Raw genomic sequence first — 13278 nt, 5'->3', positions numbered from 1 at the left:
ATAATTTCTATCCTTATCTGCTCGCGCAATTGGGCAGCGCCGGAAATAACGCAAAAGCGTAAGCAAAGAAGAATCGCTTGGTTCGCTCATGTGGAGTGGCTGGCTATGCTGTGCAGCGTATTAGCCTTGTCCAGTCACCCATCATTTCAACCGCTCACACATGACGACGCTCAACGAGTATCTCGTGCAAAAGCGCGCTGCCTGGCTTGCGAAACGCGAAGCCGCGCGCAACGATCCGGATCTCAAGTCCAACCGGCTCAAGACGCGAGAGTCGGACCCAATAGCGCCGCAGCACGCACCCGCGCCAGCCCAATGAAACGACAACAAAACGACAACAACGACAACGACAACGAAAAGACAACAAGAGGACCACAATGAAAACGACACACAGGGCACGCGCGATCCGGCTTGTCGCGCTACTGGCGAGCGCATTCATCGGGATCGTGCCTGCGGGCGCGAGCGCCGCGCCCGACCACGGTGGAACGCTGACCTGGCTCGTGACGCCCGAGCCGGCTTCCATTGTTCCTCTCACTACGACGGCCGGGGGCAATGCGGAGATCGGCCCCAAGGTGGTGGAGGGCCTTCTGACGTATGACAGGAACCTCAACCCGAAGCCGCTGCTCGCCACTTCCTGGGTAGTCAGCACGGACGGACTGCAATACCGGTTCAATCTGCGTCGCGGTGTGAAGTGGCATGACGGCAAGCCCTTCACGTCCGCCGACGTTGCCTTTTCGATCCTGACGTTAAAGCAGGTGCATCCGCGGGGGCGAAGCACGTTTGCCAACGTGACCGACGTGAAAACGCCGGACCCTTACACCGCAGTCATCGAGCTTTCCAGGCCCGCGCCGTTTCTGTTGACGGCGCTCGCGGGCACCGAGTCGCCGATCATTCCGAGGCACCTGTACGAGGGCACCGACATCGCGGCGAGCCCATACAACAGCGCCCCGGTCGGCACGGGTCCGTTTGTATTCAAGTCGTTCGTGCACGGCAGCAACATCGTGCTCGAACGCAACCCCGACTATTGGGACAAGCCGAAGCCTTACGTCGACAGGATCGTTGTGCGTTTTTTGCCGGACGGCGCGGCGCGCGCTGCGGCGTTGGAGTCGGGCGCTGCCAATCTCGGCGACCAGGCCATCCCGCTATCGGATGTGAAGCGCTTTAGCGCGCTGCCGAACTTCAATGTCGATACGACGAACTGGGCGTACAACAGCAATCATCAGCAGTTGATTTTCAACCTGGATACGCCCGTTCTGAAAGACAAGGCGGTCCGCAAGGCGATCTCGCAGGCGCTCGACGTCAATGCGCTGAACCGTGTGGTCTGGTATGGATATGGTCAGGTGTCGGCCGCCGCGATCGGTACGGCGAACGCGAAGTATCACAACGCCGACATTCACTACTTTCCGTACGACGTCGCGCAGGCGAACGCGGCCCTCGATGCAGCGGGTTATAAGCGCGGACCCGATGGCAAGCGCTTCGGCTTGCGGCTGCTGTACAACCCGTTCCAGGACCCGCGTGCGGCGGATTTCGTCCGGCAATCGCTGGCGCGAATCGGGATCGACGGCGAGATCGAAAGTTACGACTTCGCCACGTACGTGAAGCGGGCGTACACCGATCGCGCATTCGACATCACGCTAGAAGCGCTTTCGAACACCTTCGATCCGACCGTCGGAGTTCAGCGAGTGTTCTGGTCGAAGAACTTCAAGATCGGTCTGCCGTTCTCGAACGCCGCGCACTACTCCAATCCGGAAGTAGACCGATTGCTCGAGGCAGCCTCCGTCGCTACCGACGATGCCCAGCGCCGCCAGCTCTTCATGCAGTTTCAGCAGATCGTGCACGACGATATTCCGTCCGTCGAGTTCGGTGCAAATCCGAACATCACGATTTCGTCCAGGAAAGTGAAGAACTATGCGCCGGGCGGCGAGGGCATACGCGGCAATTTCGCCGACCTGTATATCGAACGCTGAATCGCCTGGCTGCCGATCCGAACTGAACGCGCCGTGCATGCCGGTCTCGCGCATCCCGCCAACGCACAGCGCTGGCGCACGCGACCGGCAGCATCGCGCGCTCGCCATCCGAAGCACACTTCGCACACACCATGAGCCAACGAAAAGGACAACTGCACCTCGGCGCGTTTCTCTATCCGACCGGGCATCACATCGCCGCGTGGCGTCATCCGGGCAGTCACGCGGATGCGGGACGCGACTTTCGGCACTACGTCCGGCTTGCGCAAGCCGCCGAAGCAGCAAGGTTCGATCTGGTCTTCCTCGCGGACGGCTCGGGAACGCGTGGCGACAACGTCGACTTCCTGAGCCGCACAGCGCACAGCTACGTCGCGCAGTTCGAGCCGCTCACCTTGCTCTCGGCATTGGCTGCGGTCACGGAGCGAATCGGCCTTGTGGGCACGGCGTCGACGACCTTCAACGAGCCGTATCACATTGCCCGCAAGTTTGCGTCGCTCGATCACATTAGCGGCGGGCGAGCGGGCTGGAACCTCGTCACGTCGTCGAATGCACACGAGGCGAAGAATTTTGGCTTCGACGAACATCTCGCTCACGCGCGCCGCTACGAGCGCGCGGTGGAATTTGCGGAAGTGGTCGAGGGGCTGTGGGACAGCTGGGATGAAGGCGCGTTCGTGCGAGACAAAGCGGCCGGGCGTTATTTCGATCCGGCAAAGCGTCATGTGCTCGACCATCGCGGCGAATTCTTCAACGTGCGCGGGCCGCTGAATGTCGAACGCTCGCCTCAGGGGAGGCCGGTCGTCGTGCAGGCGGGTTCCTCGGAAGCAGGCAAGGCGCTCGCGGCGCGTACCGCCGAAGTGATCTTCACCGCGCAGCAAACGCTGGACGACGCCGTTGCGTTCTACGCGGACGTGAAGGGCCGCCTCGCGCAGTACGGACGCGACCCGGACGATCTGAAGATCATGCCCGGCGTGATGCCGATTGTCGGCGCGACCGAGCAGGAAGCGCAGGACAAGTTCGCCGCGCTACAGGCGCTGATCGATCCGGCGGTCGGACTTGCATTGTTGTCCGGGCTTACGGGCGGCTTCGATCTGTCGGGCTATCCGCTCGACGGGCCGATTCCCGAATTGCCTGAGACCAATGCAAGCAAGAGCCGGCAGTCGTTGACGCTCGAACTGGCGCGGCGCGAGAAATTGACGATCCGCGATTTGTATCTGCGCGTCGCCGGCGCACGCGGGCATTGGCAACTAATCGGTACCCCGAAGCATATCGCCGATGCGCTCGAGGAACGCTTCGTCAACTATGGTGCAGACGGCTTCAACGTAATGCCGGCGCTGTTGCCGGACGGCCTCGACGACTTCATCCGACTGGTATTGCCGGAATTGCGGCGCAGAGGCCTCTTCCGCACGGAATACGAAGGTGCGACGTTGCGCGAGAACCTGGGCCTGCGGCGGCCGGTGTCGCGGTATCAGCGCGAAGCTACCGTAGCTTGAGGCGTTAGATGAAGCGCGGCGCTACAACTAGCCCGCTCACGACGCTGGTTTGCCTGCAACGATGTTGGTTGCACGGTTTGCCGCGACAATATCGGCGTGGGTGGGATTCGGGCCGAGGCTGGCGAAAACCTCCGGCAGCCGGTCGCGTATCCTGGGCGCAATTCCAGGAGCGGCCGCAGCCAGCGCCTTGCGCATGGCATCCGCATCGTAGTCGCAGCAATACGCAGGAGTTGATGGCTGCTGGCGCCAGGATTCTGCGAGCGAACCCGCATCGACCGGATCGAAGCCCGTCTGATTCACCAGCTCCATCACGATTCCCCTGGAGCGCAGGTCATCCCCCGCCACGGCGACGGCGAGGCGGCCAGGCGTCCCCTCCGGCTGGCCCAACTCGGCGAGCGTGTAGGCCAGCACGTTGTTGAATGCCTTGATGACAGGGCGCCCGATCTGTCTGGATACCCACACGCTTTCGGGCATTCCTTCGTCGATTTCCGGAATGTGCGGGTCGCGCATGTCCGGGTAGTAGTTGCCGGTGTCGACGACGATCGCGTCAGCCGCTACTGAATCGAACAAATCCGCAGGAAGCGCCTGTATGGCGGGCAGCGGAATCGACAGGATGATGACTTCCGCGCCATCGACCGCGCCGCGAACATCCACGGCTTGCGCGCCGATCTCGTCGGCGAACTGTCGAACACCATCCACGCCACGAGAGTTCGCGACGCGGACTTCATGGCCTGCCGCGCTTAACTTCCGGGCGAGAGACGCGCCAATGTTTCCTGTTCCGACGATCCCGATTTTCATAGCTGTATCCTCCATATTGCACGTGGCGCCCACTTTAGCTGGCTTATGTTGTAATGGTAAGTACCGACTAAAAAGTAAGTAGCGTACCGAGGTGTTTGTGTCTGAAGAGCGTGAATGGAATTGCGAAGATCCCAAGAAGCGGCTTGAATGGGCCGAGGCGACGACAGAGGCCCTCCGGGTTCTGGAGGGCAAGTGGAAGATCGTCATCATTTGCCAGTTGTTTGCCGCAAAAGGCCCGCTGCGATTCTCCGATCTGGAGAAGCTGATTGACGGCATCAACCAGAAAATGCTGATTCAGCAGCTCAAGCAGCTGGAGAAAGACGGCATCTTGCGGCGGACGGTGTATCCCCAAGTGCCGCCGAAGGTAGAGTACGAACTTTGCGATATGGGATATGCGCTCGGGCCGTCGATGCAGGCGTTAATCGAGTGGGCCGAGATGAGGCGCAAACGTGCCGGAGGTGACGGCTACTGAGAAAGAGGCCGGCGGCGGCTCGACCGCGCGGCGCGGCGTGCGGCTCGCTGATACCTCGGGCAAAGTGCAAGGACTACGAGTCGCCGTTCCCGACGTAACTGACCCCGTCGCCGTCGGTAACCTGGGTCGGCAAGCAAGGGGTCCAGGATCAGTCACATACCGTTCCGCTTACCTTCTACGACCTGTCGGCGCGCTCCGGCATGACCTGAACGACAATGGGCCGGCTCTTCCAGAACATGTTGTGGACTCGGGCCTGCAGATTGCGCAACGCATCCGGCGACGTGCCGTCGAAGGTGAGCACGATCGCGGGCCGCGCTCCCGTTCCGTGATAGCGGTGGATCCGGTCGAATGGCGGAAAGCCGTATTTGATAAGGAAATCATTGATTTCGTCGTCCGAAGTATTGTCTTCAACGTTTCCCATCCACAGATCAGCCATAAAGTGCTCCCTTAGTGGAATCGATACGGCGGTCAGGCCATGATATTGACGCCGCCGTCGATATACAGCGTCTCTCCGGACAGGCGCCGGGCGTAGGGCGTCGCCAGAAAGGCGCAGGTAAACCCAACATCCATGATGTCGACCAGCTCGCCCAGCGGCGCGCGTTGCGCAGCTTCCGTAAGTAGCAGATCAAAGTCTTTCAGGCCAGACGCGGCTCTCGTCTTGAGCGGCCCCGGTGAAATGGCGTGAACGCGGATTCCCTTCGGGCCGAGTTCATATGCAAGGTAACGGGCGCAGGCTTCCAGTGCGGCCTTGACGGGTCCCATCATGTTGTACGAAGGCACTACCTTGTTTGCGCCGTGATAGCTCATGGTGAGCATGGTGCCGCCGTTTTTCATCAAAGGCGCGGCAAGGCGGGCCATGCGCACGAACGAGTGGCACGAAATGTCCATTGCACTCGCGAAGCCTTCGCTCGAACTGTCGATCAACTGTCCTTGCAGATCATTTTTGGGCGCCCACGCGATCGAATGGACGAGAATATCGAGGTTGCCCCATTCCCTGTCGATTCGCTCGAACACGGCCGCAAGCTCGCCCGGGCTCGAAGCATCGAGCGGCTCGAAGATCGATGCACCGAGGGCCGTTGCAAGCGGCTCTACATAGGGCCTTGTTTTCTCGTTGGCATAGGTAATCGCGAGGTCCGCGCCCAGCTCGCGAAACGCTTTCGCACATCCGTACGCGATCGAATATTCGTTGGCAATGCCTGTGACCAGCGCTTTCGCGCCACTCAGGATCGGCTGCGGCGGGGCGGATGTCATGGAGGTATCCTTCGGGTCCGGTCGGGCGTACGTTCGCTCTATGAGGCGGCGGCATGGATCGCCGCGAGTGTGTGTTGCCCTATCATGAGTTCTTCATTGGTCGGGATGACCCAGACAGATACCTTGCTCGACGCAGCGCTGATGCAGGGGCCGCCCGACTCGTTTGCCGCAGGGTCGAGTTCCAGTCCGAGCCATGCGGCGTCGCGCACAATGCGCTCGCGAATCGCGCTGGCGTTTTCCCCCACGCCGGCTGTGAGAACGAGCGCGTCGATGCCGTGCATCGCGGCCGCTAGCGAGCCGAGTTCACGGGCGATCCTGTACGTGTAGATATCGACTGCGAAACGGGCGCGTGGCGCATCGCTCGCGAGCAGTGCGCGCATGTCGCTCGAAATACCGGACACGCCAAGCAGGCCCGACTGCCGGTAGATCAGATCTTCGATGTCCTGCTTGTCCATCTTCAGTGCATCGATCAGATAGAGAATTACGCCTGGGTCCAGATTGCCGCAGCGTGTGCCCATCGGGAGGCCATCGACGGCGGTGAAGCCCATCGTGCTCGCGACGCTCTTGCCGCCCACCATCGCGCACATGCTGGCGCCGTTGCCGAGATGGGCTACGACGCATCGGCCCGCTGCCGCGGCCGGTGCGATCCGAGGCAGCACGCTCGCAATGTACTCATAGGAGAGGCCGTGAAAGCCATAACGGCGCACGCCTCTTTCCGTGATCGCCGAGGGTAGCGCGTAAGCCTGCGCGACCTCGGGTGTCAAGCGATGAAACGCCGTATCGAAGCAGGCTACCTGCGGGATATCGGGCCGAGTTCGCGCGATGATGCGTATCGGACTCAGGTTGTGCGGCTGATGCAGCGGTGCGAGCGGCACCAGCTTGTCCAGTTCGTCGAGAACGGCGGGCGTCACCGTCACCGGGCCCGAGTACATCTGGCCGCCGTGTACGACACGATGGCCGACGGCGATCAGACGATATCCTCCGCCGTAGCTTCGCAGGAAGCCGCCGATATGCTCGATTGCGCCCTCGTGTCCGAGCGTTGGATTGGCGTCCCAGTCGCGGGTTGTCGTGTTGCCGTCGCTGTCTACGGCGATAAAGCGTGGCGCCGTGCCGAGGCCGTCGACCTGACCGCGCAGCACGAGATGCATCGTCGCACCGTCTACGCCGAAGGCGCGGAACTTGATGCTGGACGAACCGGCGTTCAGTACCAGAATGACATCCGGCATGGCGTTACCTCAACACCTTGTCGCTCGCGCGCCTGGCGTCTGCCACGAGGGCCGCCACTGCGCATGAGGCGAGGCGCGTCAGCAAGCTGTCGGCGCGGCTGGTTAGCACGATCGGCACACGGGCGCCCAGCACGATACCCGCCGCATCCGCACCAGCGAGAAACGACAGGCTCTTCGCGAGCATGTTGCCGGCTTCCAGGTCGGGCACCATCAGCACGTTGGCGCGGCCCGCCACCTGCGAATCGATCTGCTTGATCCGGGCCGCTTCGACACTGATCGCGTTGTCCAGTGCAAGCGGACCGTCTACCAACGCTCCCGTCACCTGACGTCGATCGACCATTTTGCAGAGCGCGGCGGCTTCGATCGTGGAAGGCAGTTTCGGATTCACGGTTTCCATCGCTGACAGAATCGCCACGCGTACTTGCTCGAATTGCAACGCGTGACCCAGGTCGATCGCGTTCTGCAAGATGTCCATCTTCACGTCGAGTGTGGGCGCGATATTGATCGCGGCGTCGGTGACGATCAGCGCCTGCTCGAGCAGCGGGACGTCCATGACAAAGCAGTGGCTGATACGCCGTTCGGTACGCAGCCCCGACTCGCGGCTCACCACCGCGCCCATCAGTTCGTCCGTATGCAGGCTGCCTTTCATCAGGGCTTCTGCCTTGCCTTCGCGCACGAGTTGCACTGCGGCGGCTGCCGCGGCGTGGCTGTGCGGGGCATCGACGAGCGCAAAGCCGGCGATCGCAACGCCGGCCAGCGCGGCTGCGGCTTCGATACGCTCGACCGGCCCCACGAGTATCGGCGCGATGAGCCCCAGCCGCGCCGCTTCGACAGCGCCCTCGAGCGAGCTCGCATCGCACGGATGCGCGACCGCCGTTTTCATCGGCGGCAAGCTTTTGCAGTGCTCGATGAGTCGTTGGTACTTGCTGTGCTTCGCTTCCATTGAGGCTCCATGCAAAACAGGACCGTGTGCATCTGGCTGGCGGACTATGGCCGCGCGAGCGCAGCAACGGAGCGGCCCGGCGTGGGCTTCGCCGTGAGTGCCTGGCGAATGCGATCGAACATGGCCCGCTGCGCTTCAGTCGGACCGGTGCTTTGTACGCGTTCGTCTTTCAACAATTCGTCTAGCAGCGTGATGAAACGCGCCCGATCTTTCCTGTCGGCGACAAGTACCGGCAACGTGGCAATCGCCTCATCCTGCTCGAAGCTGACGATGATTTCCTGCTCACCGCGAATTCGCCGCCACTGATCGGCCGGCAGATCCGGAAGATAGCTCGCGTACGCCTGAGCCAGTTCCTTGCGCGTGACGAGCCGCGAAAGCGGCAATGGCTCGCCTTTGCGCGAGAGCAGGGCGGCCGCGCGAGCGATTGCTTCCGTGTAGCCCCCTTCGCGGATCGACGCGAGCGCTTCCTTGACGAACGGCAAATCGCGAGGATCACTGTCGGGCCCGGTCCCGCTTTTGGCCCCGCTTTCTGCCGCAGGTTTAGCGTCAGCGAGATAGAGCGAGAACAGGTTGCCGTAGATCGTGAAGAATGTTGCCTCCGTACCTGCATCGCGCATCTCCCGATAGTAATCGAGCGATGCGCTGATCATTTGCGAGCCGCTTTGCTCGATCGCGCGCCACGGGTTGTCTGCTTCCGCGGGCTGGCGATGAGTCTTCACCGCGCTCGCCGCGGACGGCAGCCACGCGAGCCAGGGATTGAGATCCGAGAACGCCCAGCGCTGCAAACGCAACGGATGAAATTCGCGAAACAGCCGCGCGGTCGTTTCGTTCGACATGGCCTGCACGATCGGCTGGGCGAACAGTTCGTACGCACGCTGGTTGAACTCGGAAAGTTGCGCGACGGCTTCGAACGGCTTTTCGTCCTCGCGCTCGAAGCGGTTGAAATGCGCCGCTATTTCTTCGAGCCGATGTTCTCGAAACTCGACCTCGTATTCGGTTTCGCCGTTTGCGTCTTTCCGTTCGGTGATCAACATTCCGTAGAGGCCGGGCGCAAAAGATTCGATGGCTTCCAGCACTGAGACGATCTGCGTGTGTTCCTTCTTTGCCACTTTGCCCGATACAAAGATGCCGAGATGGCCGATGTCCTGATGCATGAGTCCGACGATCACCTGGCCGCGGGCCTTGATTTCCTCGGTGCTGCCGTACAGATCCGCCACCCAGTTAAATGCCTGTTGCGGCGGCGTGATGTTATCGCCAAGCGACGCAAACAGAATGATCGGCGAGCGGATCTCGCGCAGATCGAATGCCTTGCCGCTTGATCCTCTCACATCGCCAGACCAGAGCTTGTTTCCGATGAACAGGTTGTGCGTGATCCACTCGATTTCCTCGCGGTTCATCAGATAGTAATCGCCCCACCAGCGTTCGAAGTCGAGAAAGCGGGGCGGTTCGGTATCGACGTTGTGAAAGAGGTGATAGTACTTGTCCCACAGCGTATTCGCCGGATTAAGGCTCTCGAAGTTCTGCACCAGATGAGCGCCGTCGAATTTTCCGGCTCCGAGATCCGCGGCAAATGACGCGAGCCACGAGCCTCCGAGTATGCCGCCGGCGTAGCGCATCGGGTTATCGCCCTGGCCTTCGCTCCACGCACCGCTCCAGTAGGACATCGGCGCGCCATTGATGACGATCGGGCCGGTGTCGTCCGGGTCTGACGCCGCGATCATCATCGCGGCCCACCCGCCCTGGCAATTACCGACGAGCGCGGGTTTCGGGCTGTCGGGGTGTAGCGTGCGCAACCGCTTCACGAACTGCTGCTCGGCGGCGCACACGTCGAGCAATGTCTGGCCCGGTTCTGGATCGGGAAAGAAGATGAGAAAGTACACCGGATGTCCCCCGCGCAGCGCGACACCGGCTTGTGAGTCGTCCTTGAAGCCTCCAATGCCTGGGCCATGGCCGGCGCGCGGATCGATGATGAGGTAAGGGCGCTTGCGCGGGTCCACGATCACGCCTTCGGGAGGCTTGATTTTTAGCAGCGCGTAGTTGACGGGTCTTTCGAACTGGCGACCGTCGAGAACAGACTCGTAGTCGAAGTGCAACACGGGTTTCGGATCCTGCCGGGCCCGCTCGCGATACGCAGTCCCGCGCTCACGCAGCGTATCGAGAAACATGACCGATCGCTGAATGATGTCGAGCCCGTAAGACCATGTGTCCCAAGGCGTTGGCGCACGCGTGGTCGGCGCGGCTGCAGTGTCGCGATCGACACCTGACGCGGTGCGCACGCGTTCTGTCAGATGCTCGTGTGCGACCGCGCTGCGTTTCGTCAAAATGCGGGCAACCTTTGCATTGATGTCCCGACTGCGTGAAAACTGCTTTGCTCCGTCCATGAGATGGACCTCGACATTGAAAAGCGGGACCAACGAGGCGCGACTTGCCAACGGTTTGAATGCTGAAGGCAGCGCCCGACTGTGGCAATTGGACCATGGTCCTACACGCGAACCGCTGGTTGCCTGCCGGCCCGGCGGCGGGCAGGCAGCCGACGGCGTAATGGAGCAGGTTGGCTGCCCGCCAACATCGGCCTAAGGTCCTATTGCCTGTCGCCTGTCCGGCGTTTATCTCTATTGTGTAGAGCCGCTCGCCTGTTTGTTGGGGCCGAGGCTGCACGCACAGGAGACACCAGCATGAGCAGCGATCGAGCATCGGACTCCTCGTACCCAACCGCGCTCTCCAACGACGAACTAAGGCTGATCGACGCCTGGTGGCGCGCGTGCAATTACCTCTCGGTCGGCATGATTTACCTCAAGGACAACCCGCTTTTGCGCGAACCCCTCAAAGTCGATCATGTAAAGCACCGTCTGCTTGGGCACTGGGGCGCAAGTCCCGCGCTTTCGTTCGTCTGGGCGCATCTGAATCGCGTGATCAAGCGCGACGACCTGGACATGATTTTCATGGCCGGGCCTGGGCACGGCGCGCCTGGCGTACTCGGCCCAGCCTATCTCGAAGGCACCTATTCGGAGGTCTACCCGGACAAAAGCGAGGACGCCGAAGGTATGCAGAAGTTCTTCAAGCAGTTCTCGTTTCCGGGACATATCGGCTCGCATGTGACGCCCGAAACGCCCGGCTCTATTCATGAAGGCGGTGAACTCGGCTACAGCCTGTCGCACGCTTATGGCGCTGCGCTCGACAACCCTGATCTGATCGTGGCCTGCGTGGTCGGCGATGGTGAGGCCGAGACAGGTCCGCTTGCGACCGCGTGGCATTCGAACAAGTTCATCAATCCCGCGCGCGACGGCACCGTACTGCCAATTCTGAACCTGAACGGCTACAAGATCGCCAATCCGACGATCCTCTCGCGCATCAGCCACGGAGAACTCGCGGCGTTACTCGAAGGCTACGGCTATATGCCGTATTTCGTCGAAGGGTCCGACCCGTCGCAGATGCATCAGACAATGGCCGGCACGCTCGATACTGTGATCGCCGACATCCGCTCGATTCACGAAAGAGCGCGCGCGGATGGCAATGCCGAGCGTCCACGCTGGCCGATGATCGTGTTGCGCACGCCCAAGGGCTGGACGGGGCCGAAGGAAATTAACGGCCATAAGGTCGAGGGGTCATGGCGTTCGCACCAGGTGCCGTTCTCGGATGTAAGGGGAAACCCCGCGAACCTCGACCTGCTCGAAAGCTGGATGCGCGGCTACAGGCCCGGCGAATTGTTCGATGACTCCGGAAGGTTGCTTGCGGAACTGCGCGAGCTTGCGCCGCAAGGCCCGCGCCGCATGAGCGCGAACCCGCATGCAAACGGCGGATTGTTGCGCCGCGATCTGAAGCTGCCCGACTTTCGCGACTACGCGGTCGAAGTTTCACGCGCCGGCAATGTGCTGCGCGAAAACACGCAGCCGCTTGGCCAGTTTCTGCGTGACACCATGCGTTGCAACATGGACACCTTCCGCGTCTTCGGCCCCGACGAGACCGCGTCGAACCGGCTTCAGTCGATTTACGAAGTCAGCAAGAAAGCGTGGATGGCAGACATGCTGCCCGAAGACGACGACGGCGGGGAACTGTCGCGCGATGGCCGCGTGATGGAGATGCTCTCGGAGCACACGCTGATGGGGTGGCTCGAAGGCTATCTGCTTTCCGGCCGCCACGGCTTCTTTCACACGTATGAAGCGTTCGCGCACGTGGTGGACTCGATGTTCAACCAGCACGCGAAATGGCTGGACGTATGCAAGAACCATGTGCCGTGGCGGGCTTCGGTGGCCTCTGAAAATATCCTGCTTTCGTCGACGGTATGGCGTCAGGATCACAACGGCTTCTCGCATCAGGACCCCGGCTTCATCGACCTCGTGACTAACAAGAGTCCCTCGGTCACACGGGTTTATTTGCCGCCGGACGCCAATACGCTGCTCGTCGTGGCGGATCAGTGCCTGCGCTCGACCGACTGCATCAATGTCATCGTCGCCGACAAGCAGAAGCACCTGCAATTCACGACTATCGACGAAGCGGTCGTGCATTGCGCGAAAGGCATGGGTCTTTGGCGGCGCGCGAGCAATGACGAAGACATGGAGCCCGACGCGGTGATGGCTTCATGCGGCGACGTTGCCACGCAGGAAGCGCTCGCAGCAACGGCCATTTTGCGCGAGCGTCTGCCCGAGTTGAAACTGCGCTTCGTGAATGTAGTCGATCTGTTCAAAATGCAGCCGGTGACAGAGCATCCGCACGGCTCGACGGAGCGCGAATTCGACAGCCTGTTTACCGTCGACAAGCCCGTGATATTCAATTTTCACGGCTACCCGTGGCTGATCCACAAGCTTGCGTATCGATTCCGCAATCACGAGAATCTGCACGTTCGCGGCTACACGGAGAAGGGCAACATCAATACGCCGCTCGAACTCGCGATACTCAACAAGGTCGACCGCTTCAATCTGGTGCTGGACGTGCTCGATCGTGTGCCGCGCCTGCAGGGCAGAACCGCACATCTAAGAGAAGACATGAGGAACGCGATCATCCTCAACATGAATTACGCGCATGAGCACGGTACGGATAATCCGGAGTTGTCGGAATGGGTGTGGCCGTATTGATCGTCCGGAGCACAGAACCTGCGTTGCGCGATCCAACGGGAGCCGGGGCCGATCCCGCCCCGGCG

The 13278-nt window shown here is 61.4% G+C and carries 10 protein-coding genes; 4 read left to right on the top strand and 6 right to left on the bottom strand.

What is annotated here, in order from left to right; genetic code table 11:
• The first annotated feature begins 374 nt into the window (after window positions 1–374).
• Both C8K18_RS15170 and C8K18_RS15165 read left to right on the top strand, forming a co-directional pair.
• Window positions 375–1964 (top strand): ABC transporter substrate-binding protein, encoded by a 1590-nt coding sequence (locus tag C8K18_RS15170; protein ID WP_107707968.1) that lies wholly within the window; start codon window positions 375–377, stop codon window positions 1962–1964.
• A 131-nt stretch (window positions 1965–2095) separates the two neighbouring features.
• Window positions 2096–3451, top strand: a complete 1356-nt coding sequence (locus tag C8K18_RS15165) for an LLM class flavin-dependent oxidoreductase (RefSeq protein ID WP_107707967.1) — start codon at window positions 2096–2098, stop codon at window positions 3449–3451.
• Between the two features lie 36 nt (window positions 3452–3487).
• Here the strand turns inward: C8K18_RS15165 and C8K18_RS15160 are convergent, their stop codons facing one another.
• Window positions 3488–4249: an NADPH-dependent F420 reductase gene (locus C8K18_RS15160; protein ID WP_107707966.1), complete on the bottom strand. Its 762-nt coding sequence runs from the start codon at window positions 4247–4249 to the stop codon at window positions 3488–3490.
• Window positions 4250–4346: 97 nt separating this feature from the next.
• Between C8K18_RS15160 and C8K18_RS15155 the strand changes: the two genes are divergently transcribed.
• A complete protein-coding gene (locus C8K18_RS15155) occupies window positions 4347–4721 on the top strand; it encodes a helix-turn-helix domain-containing protein (RefSeq protein ID WP_107707965.1) in 375 nt (124 codons plus the stop codon).
• A 175-nt stretch (window positions 4722–4896) separates the two neighbouring features.
• Here C8K18_RS15155 and C8K18_RS15150 read toward each other — a convergent pair whose 3' ends face one another.
• The 5 genes from C8K18_RS15150 to C8K18_RS15130 are packed head-to-tail and all read right to left on the bottom strand — an operon-like array spanning window position 4897 to window position 10522.
• Window positions 4897–5157 (bottom strand): RNA-binding protein, encoded by a 261-nt coding sequence (locus C8K18_RS15150; protein ID WP_107707964.1) that lies wholly within the window; start codon window positions 5155–5157, stop codon window positions 4897–4899.
• Between the two features lie 32 nt (window positions 5158–5189).
• The gene (gene fabI / locus C8K18_RS15145; RefSeq protein WP_053860465.1) at window positions 5190–5972 is read right to left on the bottom strand and encodes an enoyl-ACP reductase FabI; all 783 of its coding nucleotides are present in this window, start codon (window positions 5970–5972) and stop codon (window positions 5190–5192) included.
• Between the two features lie 38 nt (window positions 5973–6010).
• On the bottom strand, window positions 6011–7198 hold the full coding sequence (locus tag C8K18_RS15140; RefSeq protein WP_107707963.1) for an acetate/propionate family kinase: 1188 nt from the start codon (window positions 7196–7198) through the stop codon (window positions 6011–6013).
• A 4-nt stretch (window positions 7199–7202) separates the two neighbouring features.
• A complete protein-coding gene (locus tag C8K18_RS15135; protein ID WP_107707962.1) occupies window positions 7203–8141 on the bottom strand; it encodes a phosphate acetyltransferase in 939 nt (312 codons plus the stop codon).
• 44 nt (window positions 8142–8185) lie between these two features.
• Window positions 8186–10522, bottom strand: a complete 2337-nt coding sequence (locus C8K18_RS15130; RefSeq protein ID WP_107707961.1) for a DUF3141 domain-containing protein — start codon at window positions 10520–10522, stop codon at window positions 8186–8188.
• Window positions 10523–10816: 294 nt separating this feature from the next.
• Here C8K18_RS15130 and C8K18_RS15125 point away from each other — a divergent pair, with 294 nt between their 5' ends.
• Window positions 10817–13213: a phosphoketolase gene (locus tag C8K18_RS15125; protein ID WP_107707960.1), complete on the top strand. Its 2397-nt coding sequence runs from the start codon at window positions 10817–10819 to the stop codon at window positions 13211–13213.
• Window positions 13214–13278 lie beyond the last annotated feature (65 nt).

This window comes from Paraburkholderia sp. GV068 (genome assembly GCF_003058125.1).
GTDB classification, from domain to species: domain Bacteria; phylum Pseudomonadota; class Gammaproteobacteria; order Burkholderiales; family Burkholderiaceae; genus Paraburkholderia; species Paraburkholderia graminis.
Note: the sequence above shows the minus strand (reverse complement) of the source record. Positions and strands in the feature narration are given on the sequence as shown.

What these genes read in the sequence shown, in the direction of transcription:
- C8K18_RS15170 (WP_107707968.1), top strand. Translation starts at nt 375, where the DNA reads ATGAAAACGACACACAGGGCACGCGCGATCCGGCTTGTCGCGCTACTG.
- C8K18_RS15165 (WP_107707967.1), top strand. Translation starts at nt 2,096, where the DNA reads ATGAGCCAACGAAAAGGACAACTGCACCTCGGCGCGTTTCTCTATCCG.
- C8K18_RS15160 (WP_107707966.1), bottom strand. Translation starts at nt 4,249, where the DNA reads ATGAAAATCGGGATCGTCGGAACAGGAAACATTGGCGCGTCTCTCGCC.
- C8K18_RS15150 (WP_107707964.1), bottom strand. Translation starts at nt 5,157, where the DNA reads ATGGCTGATCTGTGGATGGGAAACGTTGAAGACAATACTTCGGACGAC.
- fabI (WP_053860465.1), bottom strand. Translation starts at nt 5,972, where the DNA reads ATGACATCCGCCCCGCCGCAGCCGATCCTGAGTGGCGCGAAAGCGCTG.
- C8K18_RS15140 (WP_107707963.1), bottom strand. Translation starts at nt 7,198, where the DNA reads ATGCCGGATGTCATTCTGGTACTGAACGCCGGTTCGTCCAGCATCAAG.
- C8K18_RS15135 (WP_107707962.1), bottom strand. Translation starts at nt 8,141, where the DNA reads ATGGAAGCGAAGCACAGCAAGTACCAACGACTCATCGAGCACTGCAAA.
- C8K18_RS15130 (WP_107707961.1), bottom strand. Translation starts at nt 10,522, where the DNA reads ATGGACGGAGCAAAGCAGTTTTCACGCAGTCGGGACATCAATGCAAAG.
- C8K18_RS15125 (WP_107707960.1), top strand. Translation starts at nt 10,817, where the DNA reads ATGAGCAGCGATCGAGCATCGGACTCCTCGTACCCAACCGCGCTCTCC.